Consider the following 26,142-nt stretch of genomic DNA (forward strand, 5'->3'; position numbering starts at 1 on the left):
CCAAAGGGCCGGCGCCTGCAACACGGGCGGAGCGGGATTCCAGTCCCCCCGCGCCGTGCCGCGGCTAGAAGCCGATCTCCACGCGCACGCCCGCGAATCGCGGAAACGCGCCGGAATATGCGGACCTGCTTAAGTCAGGACCGGCGATTCCGTCTTGAACATCCTTGTCAGTAGCTTGAACCCATGTCGCAGCTACGAGCGGTTGGTCGCATCGTCAGCGGTGCAGGACGGCGCGAGCGCGGCAATCGCTCGGGGTTTCGCCGAAGCGTGTCTTGAACAACCGGCTCAGATGCGCCGCGTCGCTGAAGCCCAGCCGCTCGGCAAGGTCGCCTATCCGCTCGGGGCTGCCGGGGTTGAGCAGCGCGTGCCGTGCCGCATCCAGCCGCATGTCGCGGATATAGGCCTGCACGCCGCCACTCGCCTCGAACACCCGGTGCAGCGTGCTGCGCGAGACGCTCAGCCGGCGGCACAGATTGGCGACGGTCAGCGCGGGGGACCCGAGATTCTCTCGGATCTCGCGCTCGGCGCGCAGCAGCAGCGTGCTCGGATCCTCCTTGTAGCCATGCGCATCGCTGCGCTGGGCGGCCTTGAGCGACAGCACCAGCACGTCGAGCATCGTGCGGCCCAGCCGCGCCGCATCCGTCTCGGAGAAGCGGGCCAGCACGTCGCGCACATGCAGGGCGTGCGAGGTGAACATCGCATGTTCGGAGGGGTTCAGCGTCACGCCGTGCAGGCTGGCCACGTCGAGTCCCGCCTCGGTCGCCAGGGCGCGGGGCACCGAGATGCTGATGCTGCGCCCGCCGGCCGAGATATGCGACGAGGTCTGCTGGCGGTCGACCACGACGGCGGAGCCCGGCATCTGGACCCATTCCCGCTCCTCGGCGCCGGCAACGCCCCAGGCCTTGCCGTCGAGGTTGACCGTCAGGTTGAGCGTGTCGTTGCCCCGGTCGATGAGCTTGCTGTCGCGTTTCCAGCGCTGGGCGGAGATGTCGGTGAAGACGAGCGAGATATCGCCGAGCTGCGCGATGTTGCTTGAGACGCGGAACTCCTCCAACGGCTCGGTATGGTAAAGCGGAGCCGTGCTCGGCCAGTGGCTTAGCCACACTTCGTGGCGATCCTTGGCTGCGACATTCTCGGTAGAGTAGCGATGGACGCGAAGGGGCTGCGATACCAAACTAAACTCCCCGGCCTTTTTGTTTCTGGGGTTTGGTTTTAATTTCTTACGCTTACAGGATTCCGCTGTAGCCCGGGAAACATTCGCCTGCACGCAGATTTTATAGGATGGAGTCCCGAACCGGGCGCGGATTGATCCAGATCAAGCGATCGGGGTCCGGTTAACGTCGAGCCGCAGCGTCAGGTCCGCCCAGTCGCTTGCATGGCACAGCATGTGGCGGGTGATCCGCTCATAATATTGGACGAAGCGGCGGACCGCCTCGTCGGTCATCGGGCCGCCCGCATTGCGTTCCTGCTCGATCCGCCAGTCCGCCACCACGTCGAAGCCGGGCGCCTCGAGGAACACCAGCTGGTCGATCCGCGCCCAGAGCGCCGCATAGGGGCCGGCGAGCTGGTCGTTGACCCAGCGCCGCCACCGGCCGTCGGGATCCCGGTCGCGCTCCAGCGCATTGACCGGTGCCGCGAGTTCCGCCTCCGCCTGTGGCCGCGCGCCCAGGCACCAGCCTTCGAGGATCAGCATGTCGGCCGGGCCCGGGACCTGCTCGGGCGCGCCGGGCTCGTCGCGCGCCTTGTCGAAGCGGGGGAGCAGGGCGGGCCCGTGCGCCAATGCCTCGATCGCCGCGAGCCCCGCCGCCACGTCATGCGTGCCCGGCGCCCCGCGGGTGCGCAGCAGTGGGTGGACGGTCTCGGCGAGCCGCTGCCGCGCGCTGCCATCCAGATAGAGGTCGTCAAGCGACAGCACCGGGCAGCCGAAACGGGCGGCAAGGGCATGGGCGACCGTGCTCTTGCCGCTCCCCTGCGCCCCGGCAATGCCGAGCACGAACGGCCGCCTTGTGCCGGGGCGCAGCCGTGCGGCGATCCATTCTGCGGCGGAGAGGGGAGGAACCGGGGTCATCGTCCAGCATCTGTGCTTGCGCACTGCCAGCGCTGTCAAATATGGCTGTTGCAGGCCGGGGCTGCCTCCTGGCGGGGAATGCATGTGTCCAGTCGTCCGACGATCAAGGAAGTCTCGAAGATCGCAGGCGTGTCGTTCAAGACCGTCAGCCGCGTGCTCAACAATGAAAAGCATGTCAGCGAAGAGACGCGCCGCCGTGTCGAGGAAGTCGTCGCCCGGCTCAACTTCCGCCCAAGCCACGCCGCCCGCACGCTTGCCGGGCGCAAGTCCTTCCAGGTCGGGCTGCTCTACGACAATCCCAGCCCCTATTACATCTATCACGTCCAGACCGGCGCGCAGCAGCGCTGCACCGAGCTCGGGTACCGCCTGCTGCTCCAGCCGATCGACAGCCAGTCGCCCGATCTCGTCTCGAACGTGCTCGCGCTGATCGACGAGACCCATCTCGACGGCCTGATCCTGTCGCCGCCGGTGACCGAGGCGACCGCGCTGCTCGACGAGCTCGACCGGCGCGGGTTGCCCTATGTCCGGATCGCGCCGGGCACCCGCAAGGATGCCGGCCTGTCCGCCTCGATGGACGACGTCGCCGCGGCGCGCGAGCTGACTGCCCACCTGATCGGGCTCGGCCATCGCCGCATCGCGATGATCCGCGGCCTGGAGAGCCACGCTTCCTCGGCCGACCGTCTCGCCGGTTACCGGGCCGAGCTCGAGGCGCATGGCATTGCCTTCGATCCGGCGCTGGTCGTCGCGGCGGAGAACGACTTCGCCTCGGGCGCGGCCGCCGCGCGCGAGCTGCTGGCGCTGAAGAACCGGCCCACCGCGATCTTCGCCGGCAATGACGACATGGCCGCCGGTGCGCTCGCCACCGCGCATGAGAGCGACATCGACGTGCCTGGCCAGCTCTCGATCGCCGGCTTCGACGATTCGGACCTGGCCCGCGCCGTCTGGCCGCCGCTCACCACGATCCGCCAGCCGGTGCACGAGCTTGCCTCGGCCGCGGCCGAGCTGATCCTGGGCGGCGCCGCACCCCAGCCGCGCGTCACGCTCGAGCACAAGCTGATGGTGCGGGCGAGCACGGGGCCTGCGCCCCGGTAACCAAATGCCGTCCCGCCATTGGACTCGGTTAACCAAAGTGGGCGCTGGCGGTAAAAGTTAAGAAGTCGTTAACTGCTGGCCATGCAACGCCAGCTCGTCCTCGAGGGCTACGCGCCCCGCCGCCACCCGTTCCGCCGCTATGTCCGCCGCGCCGTGGCGCAGCAGCGCAAGTTGCGCGACGACAGCGACGTGAAGCTCTTCGCCCTGAGCTTCACCGCCTTCTTCGTCTGCTTCTTCACGTTCATCGCCTGACGGCTGCGGCGCCGGCCCGCTCCTAAATCAGGGCAACACATCCGGCGCGTGCGGCGCGTCCTCGGCCTTGTAGAGCCGGTGGGCGCACCAGGCCGAGGCCAGGCAGAGCAGCACCACCACCAGGATGCATTCGGCGACGCCGACCTTGGGGATGTTGCTGATCCCGAAGATGCCGACCGATCCGAACACCATGAAGCCGGAATTGACGATGTTGTTCGCCGCGACGGTGCGCGCGGTCTGCGACTTATCGACGGTGGTGGTCAGGAAGGCATAGAGCGGCACCACGAACATGCCGCCGCTGGTCGCGATCGCCAGCAACAGGCCCAGCACCGCCCAGCCCATCGGCATGGTGATGAAGTGCGCGGTCTTGAGCAGCGGGCCGTCATGCACCGGCCAGAAGCGGGCGGTGAAGTAGAACAGGATGACGAAGATCATCATCGTCAGCACCGAGCGCACGGCGTACTTGGCCGAGACATGGCCCTTGAGCAGCCGGTTGATGATCACCGATCCGATCGCGATGCCCACCGAGAAAATGCCCAGGAACACGCTCGCCACGTCCTTCTGGGCGTGGAACACGTTCTTCACCAGCGGCGGGAACAGCACGCCCAGCACCGCGGCGATCGTCCAGAACACGCTGATCGCGATGATCGCCAGATAGAGCCGGCGGATGTGCATGGTGGCCGCGATCAGCCGCCACGAGGCGCGGAAGATGTTGTAGTCGATCTTGAGCTTGGTCAGCGGCGGGGCGGAGGGGATGCGCTGCGAGGCCAGCCAGCCGACCAGCGCCACGCCGATCACCGCGAAGGCCGCGGCCTTGGCGCTGATCACGCCGCCGGCGATCGTGCCGCACAGGATCGCGATATAGGTGCCGGCCTCGACCATGCCGGTGCCGCCGAGCACCTCGTCTTCCTCCAGATGCTGCGGCAGGATCGCATATTTGATCGGGCCGAAGAACGCCGAATGGATGCCCATGCCGACCAGGGCGGCGAGCATCAGCTCGAGATTCTTGAGGAAGATGCCCGAGGCGCCGACCAGCATGATCCCGATCTCGGCGGCCTTGATGATCCGCATGATCTTCGCCTTGTCGTAGCTGTCGGCGAGCTGGCCGGCGAGCGCGGAGAAGAGGAAGAAGGGCAGGATGAAGATGCCCGTCGCGATCGCGCTGAACCGTGTTTCGTCCTCGACCGAGTTGAAGATCTGGTAGGTCGCGAAGAAGATCATCGCGTTCTTGAACAGATTGTCGTTGAACGCGCCGAGGAACTGGGTGACGAAGAGCGGCAGGAACCGGCGCTCCCGCATCAAACCGAGCGCCGCACCATGCATAAGCTAACCTTCACCTCTGATTGCGGTTTTTCCGCCGAATGTCGCGCGGGCATAGCCGAGCGGCATGCGCGGCGGCAATCGGTTAATCGGTTTCCCACCTGCTCCCCTCCCTGGAAGGGAGGGTCGACCTTGCGGTTGCCGTAACGCGTACATCCACCCACCCCTGACCCCTCCCTTCCAGGGAGGGGGACTTACGGGGTCAAGCCCCGCACGATTCCCGTACGATCAGATCCGTCGGCAGCCGCTCGGCGCTGGGATCGGGCGAGGGGTCCAGTATCCGCGAGACCAGCTGGCGCCCCGCCTCGAACGTGTCCTGCCGGATCGTGCTGAGCGCCGGTGTCGAGAGGCGGGCGAGCAGCATGTCGTCATAGCCCATCACCGACACTTCGTTCGGCACCGACACGCCGGCGCGGCGCAGTGCCCGGATCGCACCCAGGGCGATCAGGTCGGACGAGGCGACGATCCCGTCGAAATGCACGTGCCGCCGCAGCAGCCGGCTCACCGCCGCGTCCGCCGATTCGAGCTCGAAATCGACCGGCACCACCAGCTTGGGGTCGGCGGGAATCCCCGCTTCCTTCAGCGCCTCGTCATAGCCGCGCTTGCGCTGCATCGATTCGGGATCGGTGCCGCCCAGGAACAGGATCGCCTTGCGGCCCAGCCGGGCGAGGTGCGCGGTCGCGCGCCGGCCGCCCAGCTGGTTGTCCGATCCGATCGAGCAATAGAGCTGCCCCGCCATCTGCGCCCCCCACACCACGAAATTGGCGTTGGTCTGGGTCAGCTGGTTGAACGCGTCGTGCAGCATCGACTGGCCGAGGAAGATCACCCCGCTCGCGCGGCTGGTCGTGGTGGTGGCGACCAGGTCCTCGTAATTGGCCGGGGTGGTGTGGCTCACCGTGAAGTCGCAGTCGCGCGCACGCGCCGCCTCGCCGATGCTGGCGAGCAGCTCGAGGAAGAAGGGGTGGGAGAGCGGCAGCGGCCGCCCGCGCATGAACGGCGTGACGATCACGATCGTCCCCTCGGCCCCCACCGGCGCTGCCGGCATATAGGGGCGGAAGGGATAGTCATGGTCGCGTGCCAGCGCCCAGATCTTCTGCTTGGTCCGCGCGCTGATCAGCGGATGATCGTTCAGCGCCCGCGAGACGGTCGAGATCGACACGCCCGCCAGCTTCGCCAGATCCTCCAGCGTCGTATTGTTGTTGCTACTGCTGCCCATTGTGCCCAAGCTTGAGGAAAGCCGAATACGGCATGTTTAGAACGGTGAGGGGGGAGCATTGCAAGCAGGCCGGCAGAGCGAGGCGATCGACATCGCCTGCACGCCAGCGCCCGGCACGGGCCGGCTCCGCCTGCTGCAGATCTGGAACATGTGCTTCGGCCTGCTCGGCATCCAGATCGTCTGGGGCCTGCAGAACGTCAACACCAGCCGGATCTTCCAGACCCTGGGCGCCGAGCTCGACGACCTTGCCATATTGTGGATCGCCGGCCCCGCGACCGGGCTGCTCGTCCAGCCGATCATCGGCCATCTGAGCGACCGCACCCGCGGCCCCCTCGGCCGCCGGCGCCCCTATATCCTGGCCGGCGCGGTCTGCACCGCGCTTGCCCTGTTCCTGATGCCCAACGCCACCAGCCTGTGGGCGGCGAGCCTCATGCTCTGGATGCTCACCGCCTCGATCAACATCGCGATGGAGCCGTTCCGCGCGCTGGTCGCGGACCGGGTGCCGGAAAGCCAGCGCACCGCCGGCTTCGCGATGCAGGTGTTCTTCATCGGCATCGGCGCGGTGTTCGCCTCGGCACTGCCCTGGATGCTGGTCCATTGGGCAGGGCTGAGCGGCCAGCCCGAGCCGCACCTGCTGCCCCAGTCGGTGCGCACCGCCTTCTATATCGGCGGCTTCTGCCTGCTCTTCGCCGTGGCCTGGACGATCGTTACCACCCGCGAATGCCCGGCGCCGCCGCGCCTGCCGGAAGCGGCGATGCCGCCGCATGTCCTTTCGCCCGAGCGCGCCGCCTCGCTGGTCCGCCACGGAATCGCCTGGATGCTCGCCGGGGCGGGGATCGCCGGCGCCGCCGCACTCGCCGGCTGGAAGCGCGAGATCTATGTCATCGCCGGCATCTGCTTCCTGTTCGGCCTGCTCCAGGCGGTGGTGGTCCGCCTGCGCCGCCTCGGCCGCAGCTCGATCGGCATGCTCGAGATCGTCGAGGACATCCGCTCGATGCCGGTGCTGCTCAAGCGCCTCGCCGTGGTCCAGTTCTTCACCTGGTACGGCCTGTTCGCGATGTGGATCTACACCGTGCCAGCGCTGGCGCTCCGCCACTACGGCACCGCCGATCCGGCCTCGCCGGGGTACAATGCCGCAGCGGACTGGGTGGGGGTGCTGTTCGCCGGCTATAACGGCGTCGCGGCGCTGGGCGCGCTGCTGCTCCCCGGCATCGGCGAGCGGCTCGGCCGCCGCGCGACCCATGCGCTGTGCCTGGCCCTCGGCGCGGCCGGGCTGGTCGGCTTCCTGCTCGTCGGCGATCCGGTGGCGCTCTGGCTGCCGACGATCGGGGTGGGGCTTGCCTGGGCGGCGATCCTGTCGATGCCCTATGCCATGCTCGCCGGCAGCGTGCCGCCGGGCAAGGCCGGCGTGTACATGGGCATCCACAACATGTTCCTGGTGATCCCCCAGATCGTCGCCTCGACGATGCTCGGGCCCTTGGTCGGCCGCGTCTTCCATGGTCAGGCCGAATATGCGCTGGTCCTCGCCGCCGCGACGCTGCTGATCGCCGCCGGCTTCGCGCTCACGCTTCCGCGCAGCGCCGACACCGGCTCCCGGCAATAGCCCTATGCGGGCGCAAGGCTGTGCGTCGCTTTGCATTGCCGTGCCAGGTTGTGCAAAACTTGCATTGATTGCAAGGCAAAATTGCATTGCGCGACTCGCATCCCACACCCGCCGGCAGGCCATTCTGAGCGCATTATCTCAGTAATATCGTTATTTTATAATCTTATAGCTCTAGAAACATTTTCGAAAATTTCCCTCTTGCGGCTTTGCTCAATTTACGCAAAGTTACGCAAAGAGCTTCCCGGGCTGGGTAGCTCGCAGTGGATGGCCGCGCCGGAGAGCGTGGCTGGCACGATGGAGGGTGTCTTGGGGGAAGCACGGCACGGCCGGCTTGCGATCATGCGCAGCGACAGCGTGGGGCCATGCCCTGCGCGGCCTTCGCGCATCCGCACCTCTGCACACCGACACGAAATCTGACGCGACGTCGCGGGGCGGGGGCTCTGCGACGTCTTGCATGCAACAGCGCCGCAAAGGCGCGACGGAGGGAGGAAAGATGAAGCAGACCACGATCCTGCGGGGCAGCGCCTCGTTAGCCGCCTTGGCCCTGATGGGCCTGGCCGGCATTGCCCAGGCGCAGACCGCGCCGGCCAGCACTTCCGAAACGGTGCAGGAGGACGATAGCGGCGGCGCGATCGTCGTCGTCGGCGTCCGCAAGGCGCTCGAGAGCGCGCAGACGATCAAGCGCGATTCCGACACCGTTGTCGATTCGATCACCGCGACCGACATCGGCGCGTTCCCGGACACTTCGGTGTCGGGCGCGCTCCAGCGCGTTCCGGGCATCACCACCTCGCGCCTCCAGTCGACCGACGACTCCACGCACCCCTCGGGCGAGCCGACCAGCGTGCTCATCCGCGGCCTCACCTTCGTCCGCACCGAGTTCAACGGGCGCGACAGCTTCTCGGCCGATAGCTATCGCGGCCTCAATTTCAACGACGTCTCGCCCGAGCTGATGGCCGGCGTCGACGCGTACAAGAACCAGACCGCGGAGATGATCGAGGGCGGCCTGGCCGGCACGGTCAACCTGCGCACCCGCCTGCCGTTCGACCAGAAGGGCCTGCTCATCGCCGGCAATGCCAAGGCGACCTACGGCACCCGCTCGAAGGAGTGGACCGGCGAGTTCTCGGGCCTGATCTCGAACACCTGGGATACCGCGATCGGCCGCTTCGGCCTGATGGCCAATTTCGCCCGCAGCCATGTCGTCACGCGCACCGAAAGCGTGATCATGGACAAGATCGACACCTTCTGCACCACTGGCTCGACCAACGCTTCGGGCGGCGGAATCGTCAATGCGGACGGCTCTGTCGCCTGCGCCTCCAACCCGTTCGGTGGCTCGGGCTGGGCCTATATCCCGGACGGCATCCGCTATTCGCAGGTCGATTACGACCGCACCCGCCGCGGCATCTCGGCGGCGGCGCAGTACGAGAACAATGCGGGCAATTTCCGCATGACCGCCCAGTATAACGACAGCGAATATCACAATGCCTGGCTCGAGCGCGCCAGCCACGTGATCTTCCAGGGCGATGCGTACGGCAAGTCGGCCTTCTTCCCGCGCACCAGCTCGATCCTCGGCGCGGCGCCGGGCACCTCGGCCTTCGTCTTCGGACCCGACGGCATGCTCCAGTCGGGCACGCTGACCCAGGCGCATGGCAGCTGGGCGGGCAGCTGGAGCAGCACGCAGGACGCGATCAACACCGGTTCGGCCGTGCCGGGCCTGCCCTTCGTCAACAATTGCGCCGCACCGTCGGTCTGCACCACGCTGCAGGACGGCAACTACTTCCAGAACGAGGCGCGCAACTTCGATCACCGCGAGCGCACCCAGGACCTGTCGGGCAACATCAGCTGGGATCCGACCGAGAACCTGCACGTCAATCTCGACGTCCAGCACATCTGGGCCAACACGACCAATGACGACATCCTCGTCGCGGTCGGCTCGATGGCCAACATGCAGTACAGCGTGAACAGCGACGGCACGCCCAATGTGAAGCTGCTGCCGGGCTCGAACGTGAACTATGCCACCGGCGGCCTCTCCAACCCGCACAATTACTGGATGCCGTTCATCCAGGCGCACATGGAGAACAACGACGCCAAGGAAACCGCCTTCCGCGGCGACGTCGCCTATGACTTCAACGAAGGCAGCTGGCTGGACTCGCTGAAGATCGGCGTGCGCTATGCCGATCGCAGCCAGACGGTCCGCTACTCGACCTTCAACTGGTCGCCGGTCGCGGCTTCGTGGAACTGCAACGGCCCGGGCTTCAACATCGACAACACCACCGGCGGCAACTATCCGGCCTGCAACGCCGCCCATACGCCGTTCAAGGGCTATGGCGCCGGCATGTGGGAGTCGGTCACGCTCGGCGACAACTTCTACAATGGCGGCGTCTACGCCAATGATCCGCTGGTCTATATGAACCGCGACACGCTGATGGACCGGGCGCGCCTGGTGCAGGGCGTCAGCGGCACGACCACCGGCTCGCCGATGGGCTGGGAGCCGATCTGCTCGCGCACCGGCACCGTGGACGGCTGCTACCTCCCGTCCGAGATCATGCACGTCAAGGAGAAGACCAAGGCGGCCTATGCGATGCTCCGCTTCGGCGGCGAGGGCAAGGACATCGGCGGGGTCAACATCCGCGGCAATATCGGCCTGCGCTACGTCCGCACCGACATCGATTCGGACGGCAGCGTCGGCTATCCGCTGACCACCACCTTCAACAATTACGTCCCCTGCGGCGGCCCGCTGCCGGCAGGCTGGGTGGTCAACCCGATGTGCTTCGTCACGCCTGCGGTCTCGGCCTTCGCCAATGGCGCCGGCTCGCCGAACGTCTACAAGTCGAGCTACGAGAACTGGCTGCCCAGCTTCAACCTGCGCCTCGGCCTGGATGACAAGAGCTTCATCCGCTTCGGCTATTCGCGCGGCATGTCGCGGCCGGACTTCGGCCTGCTGCGCAACTTCGTCTCGATCAACGGTCCGATCCTCGATGGCACGCCCAACTCGCCTTATCTGGTGAAGAACGCAGGCGGCACTGTCACCGGCTACAACTTCGTCTTCCGCGCGGAATCGGGCTTCCCGGCGCTGAAGCCGATCACCGCCGACCAGTTCGACCTGACCTTCGAGCATTACTTCGGCCGCAGCAGCTCGTTCACGATCGACGGCTTCTACAAGAAGCTCAACGGCACGATCTCCTATGGCGAGTTCCTGCGCTCGTTCACCAACAACGGATCGACCCAGACGGTGCAGATGCGCGGCCCGCGCAACTCGGCCGATGGCGGCACGCTGAAGGGCATCGAGGTCGCGTTCCAGACCTTCTTCGACTTCCTGCCGGGCGTGCTGAGCGGCCTCGGCACCCAGCTGAACTACACCTTTGTCGACCAGTCGGGCATCAACAACTCGAACCTGGTGACCCAGGGCGCGCTCGATGCCGGCGGCACCGGCGGCTTCGGCGCGGGCCTCGACGTGTCGGGCGGTCGCGGCGTGGTGATCGACTCGCACCAGCTGGCGGGCATCTCGAAGCACACGTTCAACGCCGTGGCGCTCTACGAGAAGGGCCCGATCGGCATGCGCCTCGCCTATAACTGGCGCTCGCGCTTCCTGACCAACAACCTCGACTGCTGCATCGGCCTGCCGGTGTTCCAGAAGGCGGCGGGCTTCCTCGACGGGTCGCTGCGCTTCTCGCTGGCCAAGTGGGTCGAGCTGTCGATCGAAGGCTCGAACCTGCTCGGCACCACCACGGTGTTCCAGCAGCAGATCTTCGGCGACTCCTCGGCGACGCCGGGCGCCAAGCCTGTTTACCGCGACGCAAACTGGAGCCGCGTCGACCGGCGCTTCCAGTTCGGCGCCCGGTTCAAGTTCTAACTCCCCTCGGCGCCGCCGGCTTCATTCCCCGGCGGCGCCAGTTTTTTCCTCTTCACGAGCGGGTGCCATGCAGCCCAGGTCGAACCCTAGCGCGACGCCTCTCCGCGTCGTCATCGTCGGCGGCGGGACCGCCGGCTGGATGTGCGCGGCCGGCCTGACCCGCCTGCTTCCCAACACCGATTACGCGCTGACCCTGATCGAATCCGACGAGATCGGCACGGTCGGAGTGGGCGAGGCGACGCTGCCGCACATCCGCGACTTCAACGCGATGCTCGGGCTCGACGAGGTCGAGTTCCTGCGCGCCACCCAGGGCAGCTTCAAGCTCGGCATCGAGTTCGTCGGCTGGGACAGGCCCGGCGGCCGCTATTTCCACCCCTTCGGCGTGTTCGGCGAGCGCTGGGGCGGCACCGACTTCCAGCACCACTGGCTGCGTGCCCGCGCCGCCGGCCACGACGTCGGAGACCTCGCCGAATACAGCTTCGCCGCGGCGATGTGCCGTGAAGGCGTGTTCGACCTGCCCAACGAAGACACCCGCTCGATCCGCTCGACCTTCTCCTACGCCTATCATTTCGACGCCGGCCTCTATGCCGAGTTCCTCCGTGGCTGGGCCACGCAACGTGGCGTGCGGCGCATCGAGGGCAAGATCACCGAGGTCGCCCGCAACGCCGAAAGCGGCCTTGTCGAGAGCGTCACACTCCAGTCCGGCGCGAACATCGAAGGCGATCTGTTCATCGACTGCTCGGGCTTCCGCTCGCTGCTGCTCGGGCAAGCGATGGGCGTCGCCTGGCACGACTGGAGCCAGTGGCTTCCCTGCGACCGCGCCATGGCCGTGCCCTGCGCCAGTGTCGACGGCATCACCCCCTATACCCGCGCCACCGCCCAGACCGGCGGCTGGACCTGGCGCATCCCGCTCCAGCACCGCATCGGCAACGGCTATGTCTTCTCCAGCGCCTTCTGCAGCGAGGAGCAGGCGCGCGCGACCATCCTCGGCGCGATCGACGGCGCCCCGCTCGCCGATCCGCGCACCTTGCGCTTCCAGGCCGGCCGCCGGGCCAAGGGTTGGGAAGCCAATGTCGTCGCGATCGGCCTCTCCTCGGGCTTCCTCGAGCCGCTCGAATCGACCAGCATCTTCCTGATCCAGGCAGCGATCACCGATCTCGCCAAGCTGATGCCCGTGCCCGGCCGCGGCCCCGATCCGCGCCTCGCCGCCGAGTTCAACCGGCTCTACGAGATCCATTACGACCGCACCCGCGACTTCCTGGTGCTTCACTACACCGCCAACGCCCGCCACGGCGAACCGCTCTGGGACCATGTCCGCAGCATGACGCTGCCGGACAGCCTCGCCCACAAGATCGAGCTGTTCCGCGCCGCCGGCCGCGCGCCCGACTACAAGCTCGGCCTGTTCTCGCGCGATAGCTGGCTGGCGGTGCTGGCCGGGCAGGGGATCGAACCCCGCGCGCACGACCGCGCTGCCGATCGCCTGCCGCTCGACGAAGTTGTCGATCGCCTAGCCGACCTGAGGGAGCGCATCGCCACCAACGCCGCTTCGCTGCCCCTGCATGCCGAGTTCATCGCCAGCTATTGCCCGGCCGGCAGCGGCAAGGCCGATACCCAGGCGGTGTCGGCGTGACCGCCCCCTTCACCGTGATCGTCGCCGGCCGCGACGCCCCGCTCTGGCTCGCCGCCGCCGCGCTCGCCCGCGGGCTCGGCCCCTCGGGGGTGAAGGTCGAGGCGGTCGAGCTGCCCAGCGCGCGCACGCCCGCGGACGCATACGCGACCTTCCCGGCGCTGGAGGCGCTGCACAACCAGCTCCGCCTTGACGAGACCGGCCTGCTCCACGCCACCGGGGGGAGCCTGACGCTTGGCCAGAACTTCACGGACTTGGTCGGCGCGCAACCACCCTTCCTCCACGCCTATGGCTCGGCCGGCGCCCGGATCGGCGACGGCGACTTCTTCGCCCATTGGGTCAAGGCCCGCCGCTATGGCCTCGGCGTCCCGCTCGACGACTTCTCGCTCACCGCCGCCGCCGCGCGGCAGGGCCGGCTCATGTTCCCCGACGAGGAGAACGCGATCTATGGTCGCTGCGACTATGGCTATCACCTGCCGGCCATCCCCTATGCCCGGCTGCTCCGCGAAGCGGCGATCCGCTACGGCGCGACGCTCCACGCCGCCGAGCGGCTTACGGTGGAACGCGAAGGCGAGACGATCACTGCGCTCGATCTGGGCGAAGGCCGCCGCCTGACCGCCGACCTCTATGTCGACGCAGGCGCCCATCTCGGCAACGACTCCTTCCACAGCTGGCGCGACCAGTTCCCGGTCGACCGCGTCCTCACCGCCGCCGCCCCCGCCTTCGCCAACATCCCCGTCTATGCCGAGAACCGCGCCGGCCCCGCCGGCTGGACCGCGCTCCACCCCAGCCGCCCGGCGACCTATGTCACCCATGCCTGGTCGAGCGCCCTCGCCAGCGACGAGCAGGCACTCCAGGCCGCCACCGCCGCTGCCGACCTCCCGCTCGCAGGCGCGGTGATCCGCACCGTCGAGCCCGGCCGCTCGGCCCAGCCCTGGACCGGCAACAGCGTCACGCTCGGCACCAGCTTCGATCCGGTCCACGGCATCGACCTGCTCGGCTTCCAGGTCAGCCTGGTCCAGCTTCTCGCCGATTTCCCGGCGGGCGCCGGCTTCGATGCCGAGCGCGCCGAATATAACCGCGTCATCCCGGAAGCACTGGACCGTCTCCGCGACTTCCAGTCCGCCCATTATGCGCTCGCGCGCTACACCGGACCCTTCTGGCAGGCTGCCCGCGAGACCAAGGTCTCCCCCGATCTCGCCCACACCATCGCCCTGTTCCGCGCCCGCGCCGAGCTCGCCCCGTTCGAGGAGGAGAATCTCCCCCCGGACAGCTGGCGCGCCCTGTTCCTCGGTCACGGCGTCGAGCCCGAAAGCTGGCCGCCCGCGATCGACCGCGTCCCGCCCGAGGAAGTGAAGGTTCAGTTCCGCCGCATGCTCGGCTTCGTCCGCGAGCAGGTGCTGCGCCAGCTGACCCAGGCCGAGTGGCTCGCCCGTGCCTGAGCCGCTCCGCCGCGCATCCGATCCCGAGCCCAGCCCGCTCGACGGCCTGCCGCGCGTCGCCGCGCGCGCCCCGCCCCCCCCCCCCGATCTCGCCGAGCTGATCCAGGCCGGCGTGCCCATGGTCCTCAAGGGCCTGTTCGAGCACTGGCCCGCGCTCGCCGCAGGCCGGGCCGGGGCAGGGGAGCTGTCCGCCTATCTCAAGGGGCATGATCGCGGCGCCCCCGTCCCGGTGATGGAGGCGCCCGCGCGCACCCAGGGCAAGTTCGGCTATGGCGCCGACCTGCGCGAGTTCAATTTCAGCCGCCGCAGCGCCAGCCTCAGCGATGCGCTCGACCGCATCCTGCGTCTCGCTGGCGAAGAGAACGCGCCCTATGTCGCGGTGCAGATGCTGCCGCTGGCGGCGCAGATGCCCGGCTTCGTCGCGCAGAACCCGATGCCGCTGCTGCCGGCGGAGGTCGCCCCGCGCCTATGGGTCGGCGGCCCGGTCCACACCCGCACCCATAACGACCGCGACCACAATCTCGCCTGCGTCCTGGCCGGCCGCCGCCGCTTCCTGCTCTTCCCGCCCGAGCAGGTCGCCAACCTCTATGTGGGGCCGCTCGACAACCCGCCGCCGCTCTCGCTGGTCGATCCCGAGGCACCCGACTTCGTCCGCTTCCCGCTGTTCGCGGACGCGCTGGCCACTGCCCGCGTCGCGTTCCTCGATCCCGGCGATGCGCTCTTCATCCCGCGCAGCTGGTGGCATCATGTCAGCTCGCTGAGCCCGTTCAACGCGATGGTGAACTATTGGTGGGGCGACGACGCGAGCGGGCTCGATCAGCCCAACGACGTCTTCCTCGCCAGCCTGCTCGCCTACAAGCACCTGCCGCCGCACGAGCGCGCCTATTGGCGGGCGATGTTCGAGGCACATGTCTTCGGCGAGCATGGCGCCGACCATATCCCGCCCACCCAGCGCGGCACCCTCGGCACGATGCGCCCCGGCGAGAGGGCATCGCTCCGCCAGCGCCTGCGCGCCGCGTTCCTCAAATCATGACCTCCCCACAAGAAAGAAACCGGATGATCTCTCGTACCCTCGTCTCGCTTCTCGCGCTTGCCGCGCCGGCCACCGCCATGGCGGCCGACCGGGAGTGCGCCCAGTCGCCCGGCAAGGTGCTGGAGCTGTGCGTCTCGGTCGAGGGGGGCGCAGCGCGCTATGAAGTGAAGCGCGGCGACGTGACCGTGATCGCGCCTTCGGAACTCGGCCTCAGCTTCGCCGGCGAGCCGGCCGCGCGCTACACCGCGATCACCGATGCCCGGCGGTCGGCCTCGGACAGTAGCTGGGAGCAGCCCTGGGGCGAGCAACGCCTGGTCCGCGACAACCACAGCGAACTGGCCGTCACCATCGCCGGCGACACCGCGCTGAACAAGGCGATGCAGGTCACCTTCCGCATCTTCGATGACGGCGTCGGCTTCCGCTACACCTACGCCGGCATTCCGGCGGGGCAGGCGGTCGGCGTCACTGCCGATCGCACCCAGTTCCGCACCAAGGGCAGCTATCAGGCCTGGTGGTACGAGGGGCTCGGCCAGGAGCGCGACGAATATCTCTACACCCAGACCGATGCGCGCCGGATCACCCTCGCCGAGACGCCGCTGACGCTGAAGGGCGACAACGGCCTCTATCTCTCGATCCACGAGGCGGCCTTGGTCGATTTCCCGAGCATGCTCCTCCAGGGCGACGGCGCGGGCAAGCTCACTGCCTGGCTGATGCCCTGGCCCGACGGCGTCGGCGCGAAGAAGAACGGCCCGTTCAGCACGCCCTGGCGCACCCTGCTGGTCGGCACAACGCCCGGTGCGCTGGCCGACAGCCGGATCGAATTGAACCTCAACGAGCCGAACAAGCTCCCGGACATCCAGAAGTGGTTCAAGCCCGGCAAATATGTCGGCGTCTGGTGGGAGATGCATCTCAACCGCACCACCTGGGGCAGCGGGCCGACCCACGGCGCCAACAACGACAATGTGAAGCGCTACATCGATTTCGCCGCGAAGTACGGGTTCGATGGCGTGCTGGTCGAAGGCTGGAACCAGGGCTGGGACGGCGAGTGGATCGATAACGGCGACAAGTTCAGCTTCACCAAGTCGTACCCCGATTTCGACCTGTCGATGCTTTCGGCATACGCGAAGTCGAAGGGTGTCCATCTGATCGGCCATCACGAGACCGCCGGCGCGGTGGTGAACTACGAGAACCAGCTCGAGGATGCGCTCGATCTGTACGCGAAGGTCGGCGTGCCGTCGGTGAAGACCGGCTATGTCCGCCACTCGGGCGACATCCTCGATCGTGAGGGCGGCAAGGAGTGGTTCGCCGGCCAGTTCATGGTCCAGCACCATCTCAAGGTGATCGAGGCGGCGGCGAAGCGCCACATCACCATGGATACGCACGAGCCGGTCAAGGACACCGGCCTGCGCCGCACCTGGCCCAACTGGGTGAGCCGCGAGGGCGCGCGTGGGCAGGAGTTCAACGCCTGGGGCCGTCCGACCAATCCGCCCGAGCACCTCACGATCCTGCCCTTCACCCGCATGCTTGCCGGGCCGATGGACTTCACCCCGGGCATCTTCGATCTCGAACATGGCAAGACGCTGCTGACCGAGCGCAACCAGTCGACGCTGGCGGCGCAGCTGGCCGAATATGTCGTGCTCTACTCGCCGATCCACATGGCGGCCGACCTGCCCGAGAATTACGAGAAGCATCTCGACGCCTTCCAGTTCATCCGCGATGTGCCGACCGACTGGGAGACGACGCGGACGCTGGCGTCCGAGATCGGCGACTATGTCGTGGTCGCCCGCCAACCGCGCGGGGGCGGGGACTGGTATCTCGGTGCGATCACCGACGAGATGGCGCGCAAGCTGCCGGTGAAGCTCGACTTCCTCGCGCCGGGCAAGCGCTACGAGGCGCAGATCTACCGTGACGCGGCGGATGCGGACTATGTGAAGAAGCCGGTCGCCTATGCGATCGAGAAGCGCGTGGTGACCAGCGCCGATACGCTCGACCTGGACCTTGCCCCCGGCGGCGGCCAGGCGATCCGCTTCAAGCTGGTGAAGTAGGGCGGAGCCTGCGGAATTGGGCTGAACTGATCCCCGGCGAAGGCCGGGGCCCAGGTTCGGCGCACCCGGTTAGGCGTGAGCACCTCTCGAATGACATTGCAGCTGGGGCCCGGCCTTCGCCGGGGAACTGCTAGAGGCAAGCGTTCGCCGTCATCCCCGCCTGCACGGGGATGACGAACCTAAAGCGATGGTGGTAAGCATCCGCGAATGCTGACGCTGCCCAACATCCTCACGCTCTCGCGTATCATCACGGTGCCGCTGCTCGCGGCGTTCCTCTGGTGGCCCGAATGGCGGCTTGGCTATGGCATCGCCTTCGCGATCTACTGCTTGATGGGCGTCACCGATTATTTCGACGGCTATGTCGCCCGCGCCCAGGGCACGGTGTCGAAGCTCGGCGTGTTCCTCGATCCGATCGCCGACAAGATCATGGTCGCCGCGGTGCTGCTGATCCTCTCCGGGCGCGGAGTGATCACCGATCTCCACCTGATCCCCGCGCTGGTCATACTGGTCCGCGAGATCGCCGTGTCGGGCCTGCGCGAGTTTCTCGGCGGCATCCAGGTCTCGCTGCCCGTCTCGCGCCTCGCCAAGTGGAAGACCATGCTCCAGCTGGTGGCGCTGGGCGGGCTGATCCTCGCCGGTGCGCTGCCCTATGCCTGGCTGTGGCAGGCGGCGCTCGCCGCCTTCTGGGTCTCCGCCGCGCTCACCCTGATCACCGGCTGGGACTATCTGCGCGTCGGCCTGCGGCACATGGACAGCTGATGGAGCTGCTCTACTTCGCCTGGGTCCGCGAGGCGGTGGGCGTGGGGCAGGAGCGTGTCGACCCGCCCGAGGCGGTCTACAATGTCGCCGACCTGATCTGCTGGCTGGCCGAGCAGAGCCCCGGCCATGCCGCCGCCTTTGCCGACCCCGCGAAGCTGCGCGCCGCGATCGACCAGCGCTTCGTTCCGCTCGACACGCCCTTGGGCGATGCGAAGGAAGTCGCGCTCTTCCCCCCGGTGACCGGCGGATGATCCGCGTCTCGATCGATCCGGCCCCGATCGAGCTGGCCATGGAGCTGGCGGCGCTCGAGGAGCGCGGCGCGGGCGGGGTGGCGAGCTTCACCGGCGTGGTCCGCGGCGATGGCGGCGTCACCGCGCTCGAACTCGAACATTATTCCGGCATGACCGAGGACGCGCTCTGCACCCTGGCGGAGCAGGCCATGGACCGCTGGAACCTGCTCGGGGTCACCATTCTCCACCGCGTTGGCCGCATGGAAGTGGGCGAGCGCATCGTCTTCATCGGCACGGCCGCCGCGCACCGCCGCGAAGCGCTGGAGGCCTGCGCCTATCTGATCGACCGCCTCAAGACCGACGCGCCGTTCTGGAAGCGGGAGTGGCGCGGGGAGGTGGCGAGCTGGGTCGAGGCGCGCGCGAGCGACGAGCTGGCTGCGGAGCGGTGGACATGATTTGCTGCTCCACTTCGGAGGTAAGTGGTTGTCAGCGCAGCCGATCAGTATAGGCTTCACAACATGCTGCTCAGCATCAAAATCAGCGATGCGGATCGAGTGTTTGTCGTGGAGCAAGCTAGCTTAGGAAGCTACGCTACAACCGCAGAATATATCCGCCAACTCGTCAGATGTGATTTTGAGCGCGTCAAATCCGAGCGTTTGGTGATCTTAAACTCAGTGCCAAGCCAACAGCGCAGAAATTGAAGTTCCTTTGCGAAAGCCGGGCTCCAGAGTTCTATGCGCAAGTGTTTGTGGTGCTGAGTTTCGGCTTTCGTCGGAGAATAACGGGTAGAAATTAAGGCCGGGCCTCCGCCAGCACGTCCGCCAGCAACCGGAAGTCCCGCTCTCTCGGCGACGCCTTGCGCCACACCAAAGCGATCCGCCGCGAGGCATTGTCCGCATCGAGCGGCCGCGCGGCGACTTGGGTGTGGTCGAGGATCCCGGCGTCCACCGCCATCTCGGGTAGCATCGTCACGCCCAGGCCGTTGTCGACCATCTGCACCATGGTGTGCAGCGAGGTGCCGAGCATCGTGGCCTCGGCGCGCATCTCCGGACGGTTGCACGCCGCCAGCGCATGCTCCTTCAGGCAATGCCCGTCCTCGAGCATCAGCAGCCGCGTCTCGTCGATCTCGGCCGGGCGGATCGAGGCGCTCGGGTCCATCTCGCCCTCGCGATAGGCGACGAACAGCCGGTCGTCGAACAACGGCGCCGTCTCCACGTCGCCGCACGCATAGGGCAAGGCGAGCAGCACGCAGTCGGTGCGGCCATGGTGCAGGCCCTCACAGGCCTGGCCGCTGGTCTCCTCGCGCAGGTAGAGCTTCAGGTCGGGATAGTCGCGGCGCAGCTTGGGCAGGATGCGGGGCAGCAGGAAGGGGGCGATCGTCGGGATCACGCTCATCCGCATCTCGCCCGAGAGCGGCCGCCCGGCGGCGCGGGCGAGGTCGCCCAGCTCGTCCGCCTCGCGCAGCACCCGCCGCGCCTTCTCGACGATGCGCTCGCCCAGCGGCGTGAAGCGCACCACCCGCCGCGTCCGCTCGACAAGCACCACGCCGATCAGCGTCTCCAGCTCGCGGATTCCCGCCGACAACGTCGACTGGGTCACGTAGCAGCTCTCCGCCGCCCGGCCGAAATGGCCATGGTCCTTAAGCGCGACGAGATATTGCAGCTGCTTGAGCGTCGGGAGGTAAGTGGTCTGCGCCATTGATCGCCTGTTTCGATTACTGGCGCGTAGATAAGCGCTTCGGGCGATTAATCCATCCCCAAGCGGGTGGGGTCACTTAAGCTTTTCGCATATCACATATCCCCCGTGGCCGTAGCTGATCGGCTCCTCGGTCCAGTGCTTCCCGTCACCGCTGGTATAACGGACCTGCGCGCGGCCGACATTCTGCGCCGCGTCGAAATAGTGCATCCCGCCATTGGTTCCGAAATTGGTCTCGAAGCGACCCGGCACGAACCACGGCTCCAGCTTCATCCGATATTCGAACATCACGCTCGCGCTGGTCTCGCACTCCCCCCGCGTGAGGATCATCAACGGATAGGTCTTCCCGATCTCCGGCGTACCGATCCGGAAGCCCCAGCCGAAATGGACGGGATAGGCATATCGGTTCACCAGACAGGACGGCGCCGACCATTGCTGGCCATAGGGCGTGACATCGTACCAGAGTCGTTCCGGATTATCGGGCTGGCCCGCCGGTTTGTCGACGAACTGTAGCAGTCCGGCTTGGATGAAGGGCTCGATCGCAGCACGATCCTTGGCCTCGACGAACATGTGTTCGCCCCAGCTATGGTCGAGCGCGCGGGGCGCCAGCACGCAGAGCGGTTCCTCGGCGAGGATCTTCGCACCGGCGCGGATCACCTCGGTCTCCGGTGGTTCGCCCTCGATTTTGGCGCCGCCACCGGTTGCTTGGCCCCGCGCCAGCTCCTGCCCGCGGGCACTGCTGCCAAAGCCAGGCAACAGGGCGGCGATCAGGCACCACACGGCGAAACCGCCACTGCGCATCGGCCATCCCCTCCCGATATCCTGCACCAGGCTATCGGAAAGGGGGAGGGCCGGTAAAGGGGCGCCCGCAGGACGCCCCGTTTCGGTTCAGGCCGCCTCGCTCAGCTCCTCGGGCAGGCGGATCATGTAGTCGAATGCCGAGAGCGCCGCGGTCGAGCCTGCGCCCATCGCGATCACGATCTGCTTGTAGGGCACGGTGGTGCAGTCGCCGGCTGCGAAGATGCCCTTCTGGCTGGTTTCCCCGCGCGCATCGATCTCGATCTCGCCGCGCGGCGACAGCGCGATGCTGTCCTTCAGCCACTCGGTGTTCGGGACCAGGCCGATCTGCACGAAGATGCCTTCCAGCTCGATCTGGTGCTCGGTGCCGTGGTTGCGGTCCTTGTAGGTCAGGCTGGTGAGCTTCTGCCCGTCGCCCGCAACCTCGATGGTCAGCGCCGAGGTGATCACCTTGACGTTGGCCATGCTGCCCAGCTTGCGCTGCAGCACCGCGTCGGCGCGCAGCTGGCTGTCATATTCGATCAGCGTGACGTGCCCGACGATCCCGGCCAGGTCGATCGCGGCCTCCACGCCGGAGTTGCCGCCACCGATCACCGCCACGCGCTTGCCCTTGAACAGCGGGCCGTCGCAGTGCGGGCAATAGGTCACGCCCTTGTTGCGATATTCCTCCTCGCCGGGCACGCCCATCGTCCTCCAGCGGGCGCCGGTGGAGAGGATCACGGTGCGCGCCTTCAGCGTCGCGCCATTCTCCAGCACCACTTCGTGCAGCCCGCCCTCGTGCCGTGCCGGCACCAGCCTGGCGGCGCGCTGGTGGTTCATGATGTCGACGTCATAGTCCTTGACGTGCTGCTCCAGATGCGCGGCGAGCTTCGGCCCCTCGGTGTGGCTCACCGAGATGAAGTTCTCGATGCTCATCGTGTCGAGCACCTGCCCGCCGAAGCGCTCCGCCGCGATGCCGGTGCGGATGCCCTTGCGAGCCGCATAGATCGCCGCCGCGGCGCCGGCGGGGCCGCCGCCGACCACCAGCACTTCGAACGGCTCCTTGCTCGCGATCTTCGCCGCCGTGCGCGCGCCGGCCGCAGTGTCGATCTTCGCGACGATCTGCTCCAGCTCCATCCGGCCGCTGGCAAAGGGCTCGCCGTTCAGGAAAACGCTCGGCACCGCCATGATCTGGTGCGCCTCGACTTCGGCCGGGAACAGCCCGCCGTCGATCGAGGTGTGGCGGATGCGCGGGTTGAGCACCGCCATCAGGTTCAGCGCCTGCACCACGTCGGGGCAGTTCTGGCAGGTCAGCGAGAAATAGGTCTCGAAGACGAAGTCGCCGTCCAGGTTCCTGACCTGCTCGATCAGCTCCTGCGCCGCCTTGCTCGGATGGCCGCCGACCTGGAGCAGGGCAAGCACCAGCGAGGTGAACTCATGCCCCATCGGCAGGCCCGCGAAGCGCACGCCGATATCGGTGCCGGTGCGGTGGATCAGGAAGCTCGGCTTGCGCGCATCGTCATCGGTGCGGACGACCGAGACCTTGTCCGACAGCGCGGCGATTTCGTTCAGCAGCTCTTCCAGCTCGCGCGACTTGGCATCGTCACCAAGGCTGGCGACCAGCTCGATCGGCTCCCGGATGTTCGCGAGATAGCCCTTGAGCTGCTGGGTCAGGTTGGCGTCGAGCATGGCATCTTTCCTTTTTCGTCACCCCGGACCTGTTCCGGGGTCCACCGTGCCGCGAGGTACTGGCGGTGGTTGTTTGTTGGGGACGCGGCCAATGCAATCACTGAAGGCGTCACCGGTTGCTCGATGGACCCCGGCAAGGGCAGGGGCGAGCTGGACACAAAACGGCCCGGGACAGAAGGGTATCGCCGTCCCGGGCCGCTGGGGGCGCCCGCAAGGGGGCTAACGGGCGCCGGGGGGATCAGATCTTGCCGACCAGGTCGAGCGACGGGGCCAGCGTCTCGGCGCCCTCTTCCCACTTGGCGGGGCAGACTTCGCCCGGGTGCGCCGCGATATACTGCGCAGCCTTGATCTTGCGGAGCAGCTCGGCCGCGTTGCGGCCAACGCCCTCGCTGGTGATCTCGACCAGCTGGATCACGCCTTCCGGATCGACCACGAAGGTGCCGCGGTCGGCCAGGCCCTGGCCCTCACGAAGCACGTCGAAGTTGGTCGACAGCACGTGGTTCTGGTCGCCCAGCATGTAGTAGTTGATCTTGCCGATCGCCGGCGAGGTGTCGTGCCAGGCCTTGTGGCTGAAGTGCGTGTCGGTCGACACCGAGTAGACCTCGACGCCCATCTTCTGGAGCTGCGGATAGATGTCCGCCAGGTCCTCGAGCTCGGTCGGGCACACGAACGTGAAATCGGCCGGGTAGAAGAAGAACACCGCCCACTTGCCCCTCGTGTCCGCGTCGGTGACCTGGACGAACTTGCCTTCCTTATAGGCCTGCGCGGTGAACGGCTTGATGGTGCTGCCGATGAGAGCCATTGCTTGGTATTCCTCCAGAACGGGGGTTGTTGTTGCAAAAGCGAGATAGTCCCGCTGCATCGCAATGTGAAATTGGAATAGCCGGTCGCGTTGATCGGTTTAGTCGATCAGTTGCGATAAATTGATTGATCGGCTGAATTATCTGCAATGCCGTGCAGCTATGGCTGTCTCACCCCGCTCTTCACACGGACGCGCAAATGCGCCGCGGCGGCGGAGCCTGCTGCATCGCAAGATGAAAAGGGCGGGTTTGGCCCGATCGGTGGAGAATCAGAAGGCGTGGGCGATCGTCGCGATCACGGTTATCATGATCATGCTCCCCAGGATCAGGTCGAGCGGCCGGCAGGCGCCGAGCCAGTCGACGATCCGGCCCCGGCGCCGCTGCCATCTGCTTTCCCGCGCCCCGATGCGTCGTATCCGCCCGTGGCGGCTGTTCCTGCTGCTGTCCCACATGCGCGGGGATGTGGGGCGGATCGGCGTTAAGCTTCGAGAGGGAAGATGGGGCAGGGCGTAAGGAAGGTGTAAAGGTGGCTTCCAATCCTCCCCCGCCAGGGGGAGGTGTCGTTCCCGCGCAGCGGGAATGACGGAGGGGGCGGTAAGCGACGCACCATCGTCTCGCCCACCGCCCCCTCCGTCACGCTTCGCGTGCCACCTCCCCCTGGCGGGGGAGGATTCCAGAAAGCCCTACCGTCCCACCGCCAGGTACAAATTATACAAGCTCGTCAGCGTCAGCACGATGCCGACCATCAGCATCAGCGTCTTGGGCTCCACCCGCTTGGCGAGCAGCGCGCCGAACGGTGCCGCGATCACGCCGCCGATCAGCAGGCCCACCGTCGCCAGCGTGAAGGCGCCCCAGCCGAGCTGGGTGATGAAGGTCGCCGAGATCGTTGTGGTAACGAAGAACTCGGCGGTGTTCACCGTGCCGATCGTGGTGCGCGGGCTCGCGCCCTGGACGAGCAAGTTGCTGGTCACCACCGGCCCCCAGCCGCCGCCGCCAGCCGCGTCGAGGAAGCCGCCCGCCAGGCCCAGCGGCTCGACGATCTTGGGCGACTTCTCCTTGGGCGGATAATGGCGGCTGCGCCACAGCAGGTAGAAGCCGATCCCGGTCAGATAGGCGAGGATGAAGGGCTTGGCGGTGCCCGCGTCGATGTTCGACAGCACATAGGCGCCCAGGCCGCCGCCAATCACGCCGGGCACGGCGATGCGCAGGAACAGCTTCCAGTTCACGTTCTTGTGCACCGCATGGCTGATGCCCGAGACGGCGGTGGTGAAGCTCTCGACCGTGTGCACGCCGGCGGAGGCTGCCGCGGGCGGCACCCCCAGGCTCAGCAACAGGGTGTTGGAGATCACGCCAAAGGCCATGCCCAGCGCGCCGTCCACCATCTGGGCGGCGAATCCCACCGCGATGAAGGGCAGCAGGAGGGTCAGGTCGATTCCAAAGATCATTCGCACCTTGAAGGTTGGGCCGGGAAGGAATGGATGACGGCCCCGGAACGTTCCAACAAGATACATACGCTTTACCGCGCCCAAGCCCAGAATGGGCCATTCTGGAATTCCGCGGGTTCAGCTATTATGTGGGCTCCCGATAAAAGGGGACCGGCCATGTTCCAGCGCCTGGTGGCGTATCTAGATTCGATCAAGGCGCGCGATCCCGCGCCGCGGTCGCGTGCGGAAATCCTGCTCTATCCGGGCGTCTGGGCGCTCGGCTATCACCGCATCGCGCATGCGCTGTTCCGCAACCGCCTGTTCTTCCTCGCCCGCGTGGTGAACCACTGGTCGCGCTTCGTGACCGCGATCGACATCCATCCGGGTGCGAAGATCGGCCGCAACTTCTTCATCGACCATGGCTTCGTCGTGATCGGCGAGACGGCGGAGATCGGCAACGACGTCACCATCTACCAGTGCGTCACGTTGGGCGGCACCAGCCCGGACAATGGCGTGGCCGGCAAGCGCCACCCGACCTTGCTCGACGGCGCGATCCTCGGCTCCGGCGCGCAGGTGCTCGGCCCGATCACCGTCGGCGAGCGTGCGCGGGTCGGGGCCAATGCGGTGGTCACCAGGGACGTCGCGCCCGGCGCGGTGATGGTCGGCATCCCGGCCAAGCCGACCCTGGTCGAGGCCGAGAAGTGGCAGAAGGATTTCGTGCCCTATGGCACGCCCTGCAGCGACGTGTTCGATCCGCAGACCCAGAAGCTCGAACTGATGCGCTGCGAGTTGGAGGCGATGCGCAAGCGGCTCGACGCCGTGCTGGCCGAGCGGCGGACCGAAGGGGAGCAGCGCGACAGCGCGTAGATGGGCACCGTAACCCCGCTCCCGCTCGGACGCCCCGGACAGGTCGGTTTCGAGCGTCCGGAGCTCACCCGCATCCTCGATCTCTACGGCCGTATGGTCGCCGCCGGGCACTGGCGCGACTATGCGATGTCGTTCGATCTCGACGCCGCGATCTTCGCCGCCTTCCGCCGCGCCGCCGAGCGCCCCGAATACCGGATCGAGAAGCGCCCCAGCCTGCGCAACCGCCAGGGCATGTGGATGCTGGTGGGCGAAGCCGGCACGATCCTCAAGCGCGGCCATGAGCTCGGCCCGGTCCTCGCCCCGGTCGAGCGCCGGCTGATGAAGCTGGTGGAGGAATAAGAAAATTCCCCTCC

General features: G+C 67.1%; 24 protein-coding genes. 14 read left to right on the forward strand and 10 right to left on the reverse strand.

What is annotated here, in order from left to right:
* Nucleotides 1–214 precede the first annotated feature (214 nt).
* Both ACEN8G_RS04500 and ACEN8G_RS04505 read right to left on the reverse strand, forming a co-directional pair.
* Nucleotides 215–1,174 (reverse strand): helix-turn-helix transcriptional regulator, encoded by a 960-nt coding sequence (locus ACEN8G_RS04500; protein ID WP_413414360.1) that lies wholly within the window; start codon nt 1,172–1,174, stop codon nt 215–217.
* Between the two features lie 141 nt (nt 1,175–1,315).
* Nucleotides 1,316–2,068, reverse strand: coding sequence for a kinase (locus ACEN8G_RS04505; protein WP_413414361.1), 753 nt, complete (start codon nt 2,066–2,068; stop codon nt 1,316–1,318).
* 84 nt (nt 2,069–2,152) lie between these two features.
* Between ACEN8G_RS04505 and ACEN8G_RS04510 the strand changes: the two genes are divergently transcribed.
* Nucleotides 2,153–3,160: a LacI family DNA-binding transcriptional regulator gene (locus ACEN8G_RS04510; RefSeq protein ID WP_413414362.1), complete on the forward strand. Its 1,008-nt coding sequence runs from the start codon at nt 2,153–2,155 to the stop codon at nt 3,158–3,160.
* Between the two features lie 81 nt (nt 3,161–3,241).
* A complete protein-coding gene (locus ACEN8G_RS04515; protein WP_183994034.1) occupies nt 3,242–3,412 on the forward strand; it encodes a hypothetical protein in 171 nt (56 codons plus the stop codon).
* A 27-nt stretch (nt 3,413–3,439) separates the two neighbouring features.
* Here ACEN8G_RS04515 and ACEN8G_RS04520 read toward each other — a convergent pair whose 3' ends face one another.
* The gene (locus ACEN8G_RS04520) at nt 3,440–4,711 is read right to left on the reverse strand and encodes an MFS transporter (protein WP_413414363.1); all 1,272 of its coding nucleotides are present in this window, start codon (nt 4,709–4,711) and stop codon (nt 3,440–3,442) included.
* 223 nt (nt 4,712–4,934) lie between these two features.
* Nucleotides 4,935–5,948, reverse strand: a complete 1,014-nt coding sequence (locus ACEN8G_RS04525) for a LacI family DNA-binding transcriptional regulator (protein WP_307118247.1) — start codon at nt 5,946–5,948, stop codon at nt 4,935–4,937.
* A gap of 58 nt (nt 5,949–6,006) precedes the next feature.
* Between ACEN8G_RS04525 and ACEN8G_RS04530 the strand changes: the two genes are divergently transcribed.
* The 10 genes from ACEN8G_RS04530 to ACEN8G_RS04575 all read left to right on the forward strand — a co-directional run bounded on the left by ACEN8G_RS04530 (nt 6,007) and on the right by ACEN8G_RS04575 (nt 19,238).
* On the forward strand, nt 6,007–7,551 hold the full coding sequence (locus ACEN8G_RS04530; protein ID WP_413414364.1) for an MFS transporter: 1,545 nt from the start codon (nt 6,007–6,009) through the stop codon (nt 7,549–7,551).
* A 493-nt stretch (nt 7,552–8,044) separates the two neighbouring features.
* On the forward strand, nt 8,045–11,401 hold the full coding sequence (locus ACEN8G_RS04535; protein ID WP_413414366.1) for a TonB-dependent receptor: 3,357 nt from the start codon (nt 8,045–8,047) through the stop codon (nt 11,399–11,401).
* Between the two features lie 67 nt (nt 11,402–11,468).
* Nucleotides 11,469–13,031, forward strand: coding sequence for a tryptophan halogenase family protein (locus ACEN8G_RS04540; RefSeq protein ID WP_413414367.1), 1,563 nt, complete (start codon nt 11,469–11,471; stop codon nt 13,029–13,031).
* Nucleotides 13,028–14,470 carry a tryptophan 7-halogenase gene (locus ACEN8G_RS04545; protein WP_413414368.1) on the forward strand — a complete coding sequence of 481 codons (1,443 nt, stop codon included), beginning with the start codon at nt 13,028–13,030 and terminating at the stop codon, nt 14,468–14,470. The genes ACEN8G_RS04540 and ACEN8G_RS04545 overlap by 4 nt, the downstream gene beginning before the upstream one ends.
* Complete coding sequence (locus ACEN8G_RS04550) at nt 14,463–15,503, forward strand: cupin-like domain-containing protein (protein WP_413740744.1); 1,041 nt, start codon at nt 14,463–14,465, stop codon at nt 15,501–15,503. The genes ACEN8G_RS04545 and ACEN8G_RS04550 overlap by 8 nt, the downstream gene beginning before the upstream one ends.
* A 23-nt stretch (nt 15,504–15,526) precedes the next feature.
* Nucleotides 15,527–17,548 (forward strand): glycoside hydrolase family 97 protein, encoded by a 2,022-nt coding sequence (locus ACEN8G_RS04555; RefSeq protein ID WP_413414370.1) that lies wholly within the window; start codon nt 15,527–15,529, stop codon nt 17,546–17,548.
* Nucleotides 17,549–17,755: 207 nt separating this feature from the next.
* Complete coding sequence (gene pgsA / locus ACEN8G_RS04560) at nt 17,756–18,307, forward strand: CDP-diacylglycerol--glycerol-3-phosphate 3-phosphatidyltransferase (RefSeq protein WP_413414371.1); 552 nt, start codon at nt 17,756–17,758, stop codon at nt 18,305–18,307.
* Nucleotides 18,307–18,558, forward strand: coding sequence for a molybdopterin converting factor subunit 1 (gene moaD, locus ACEN8G_RS04565; protein WP_413414372.1), 252 nt, complete (start codon nt 18,307–18,309; stop codon nt 18,556–18,558). Before pgsA ends, moaD begins: the two co-directional genes overlap by 1 nt.
* Nucleotides 18,555–18,992 (forward strand): molybdenum cofactor biosynthesis protein MoaE, encoded by a 438-nt coding sequence (locus tag ACEN8G_RS04570; RefSeq protein WP_413414373.1) that lies wholly within the window; start codon nt 18,555–18,557, stop codon nt 18,990–18,992. The genes moaD and ACEN8G_RS04570 overlap by 4 nt, the downstream gene beginning before the upstream one ends.
* 63 nt (nt 18,993–19,055) lie before the next feature.
* Nucleotides 19,056–19,238 (forward strand): hypothetical protein, encoded by a 183-nt coding sequence (locus ACEN8G_RS04575; protein ID WP_413414374.1) that lies wholly within the window; start codon nt 19,056–19,058, stop codon nt 19,236–19,238.
* 91 nt (nt 19,239–19,329) lie between these two features.
* Here ACEN8G_RS04575 and ACEN8G_RS04580 read toward each other — a convergent pair whose 3' ends face one another.
* The 6 genes from ACEN8G_RS04580 to ACEN8G_RS04605 all read right to left on the reverse strand — a co-directional run bounded on the left by ACEN8G_RS04580 (nt 19,330) and on the right by ACEN8G_RS04605 (nt 24,943).
* Nucleotides 19,330–20,235, reverse strand: coding sequence for a hydrogen peroxide-inducible genes activator (locus tag ACEN8G_RS04580; protein WP_413414375.1), 906 nt, complete (start codon nt 20,233–20,235; stop codon nt 19,330–19,332).
* A 72-nt stretch (nt 20,236–20,307) separates the two neighbouring features.
* Nucleotides 20,308–21,060, reverse strand: coding sequence for a hypothetical protein (locus ACEN8G_RS04585; protein ID WP_413740745.1), 753 nt, complete (start codon nt 21,058–21,060; stop codon nt 20,308–20,310).
* A 60-nt stretch (nt 21,061–21,120) separates the two neighbouring features.
* Nucleotides 21,121–22,698, reverse strand: a complete 1,578-nt coding sequence (ahpF, locus tag ACEN8G_RS04590) for an alkyl hydroperoxide reductase subunit F (protein ID WP_413414377.1) — start codon at nt 22,696–22,698, stop codon at nt 21,121–21,123.
* Nucleotides 22,699–22,936: 238 nt separating this feature from the next.
* Complete coding sequence (gene ahpC / locus ACEN8G_RS04595) at nt 22,937–23,500, reverse strand: alkyl hydroperoxide reductase subunit C (protein ID WP_413414378.1); 564 nt, start codon at nt 23,498–23,500, stop codon at nt 22,937–22,939.
* A 267-nt stretch (nt 23,501–23,767) separates the two neighbouring features.
* Complete coding sequence (locus ACEN8G_RS04600) at nt 23,768–23,950, reverse strand: hypothetical protein (protein ID WP_413414379.1); 183 nt, start codon at nt 23,948–23,950, stop codon at nt 23,768–23,770.
* Nucleotides 23,951–24,181: 231 nt separating this feature from the next.
* Nucleotides 24,182–24,943 carry a sulfite exporter TauE/SafE family protein gene (locus ACEN8G_RS04605; RefSeq protein WP_413418889.1) on the reverse strand — a complete coding sequence of 254 codons (762 nt, stop codon included), beginning with the start codon at nt 24,941–24,943 and terminating at the stop codon, nt 24,182–24,184.
* 156 nt (nt 24,944–25,099) lie between these two features.
* Here ACEN8G_RS04605 and epsC point away from each other — a divergent pair, with 156 nt between their 5' ends.
* A complete protein-coding gene (gene epsC, locus ACEN8G_RS04610; protein WP_413418891.1) occupies nt 25,100–25,789 on the forward strand; it encodes a serine O-acetyltransferase EpsC in 690 nt (229 codons plus the stop codon).
* A complete protein-coding gene (locus ACEN8G_RS04615; protein ID WP_413418893.1) occupies nt 25,790–26,128 on the forward strand; it encodes a DUF2794 domain-containing protein in 339 nt (112 codons plus the stop codon). It begins immediately after the preceding gene.
* Nucleotides 26,129–26,142 lie beyond the last annotated feature (14 nt).

This window comes from Sphingomonas sp. Sphisp66 (assembly GCF_047324325.1).
Classification (GTDB): Bacteria; Pseudomonadota; Alphaproteobacteria; order Sphingomonadales; family Sphingomonadaceae; genus Sphingomonas.

Coding starts and splice junctions, on each gene's coding strand:
- ACEN8G_RS04515 (WP_183994034.1), top strand. CDS start 3,242: ATGCAACGCCAGCTCGTCCTCGAGGGCTACGCGCCCCGCCGCCACCCG.
- ACEN8G_RS04575 (WP_413414374.1), top strand. CDS start 19,056: ATGCTGCTCAGCATCAAAATCAGCGATGCGGATCGAGTGTTTGTCGTG.
- ACEN8G_RS04535 (WP_413414366.1), top strand. CDS start 8,045: ATGAAGCAGACCACGATCCTGCGGGGCAGCGCCTCGTTAGCCGCCTTG.
- ACEN8G_RS04580 (WP_413414375.1), bottom strand. CDS start 20,235: ATGGCGCAGACCACTTACCTCCCGACGCTCAAGCAGCTGCAATATCTC.
- ahpF (WP_413414377.1), bottom strand. CDS start 22,698: ATGCTCGACGCCAACCTGACCCAGCAGCTCAAGGGCTATCTCGCGAAC.
- ACEN8G_RS04520 (WP_413414363.1), bottom strand. CDS start 4,711: ATGCGGGAGCGCCGGTTCCTGCCGCTCTTCGTCACCCAGTTCCTCGGC.
- ACEN8G_RS04615 (WP_413418893.1), top strand. CDS start 25,790: ATGGGCACCGTAACCCCGCTCCCGCTCGGACGCCCCGGACAGGTCGGT.
- ACEN8G_RS04555 (WP_413414370.1), top strand. CDS start 15,527: ATGATCTCTCGTACCCTCGTCTCGCTTCTCGCGCTTGCCGCGCCGGCC.
- ACEN8G_RS04600 (WP_413414379.1), bottom strand. CDS start 23,950: ATGTGGGACAGCAGCAGGAACAGCCGCCACGGGCGGATACGACGCATC.
- ACEN8G_RS04605 (WP_413418889.1), bottom strand. CDS start 24,943: ATGATCTTTGGAATCGACCTGACCCTCCTGCTGCCCTTCATCGCGGTG.
- pgsA (WP_413414371.1), top strand. CDS start 17,756: ATGCTGACGCTGCCCAACATCCTCACGCTCTCGCGTATCATCACGGTG.
- ahpC (WP_413414378.1), bottom strand. CDS start 23,500: ATGGCTCTCATCGGCAGCACCATCAAGCCGTTCACCGCGCAGGCCTAT.
- moaD (WP_413414372.1), top strand. CDS start 18,307: ATGGAGCTGCTCTACTTCGCCTGGGTCCGCGAGGCGGTGGGCGTGGGG.
- ACEN8G_RS04540 (WP_413414367.1), top strand. CDS start 11,469: ATGCAGCCCAGGTCGAACCCTAGCGCGACGCCTCTCCGCGTCGTCATC.
- ACEN8G_RS04505 (WP_413414361.1), bottom strand. CDS start 2,068: ATGACCCCGGTTCCTCCCCTCTCCGCCGCAGAATGGATCGCCGCACGG.
- ACEN8G_RS04525 (WP_307118247.1), bottom strand. CDS start 5,948: ATGGGCAGCAGTAGCAACAACAATACGACGCTGGAGGATCTGGCGAAG.
- ACEN8G_RS04570 (WP_413414373.1), top strand. CDS start 18,555: ATGATCCGCGTCTCGATCGATCCGGCCCCGATCGAGCTGGCCATGGAG.
- epsC (WP_413418891.1), top strand. CDS start 25,100: ATGTTCCAGCGCCTGGTGGCGTATCTAGATTCGATCAAGGCGCGCGAT.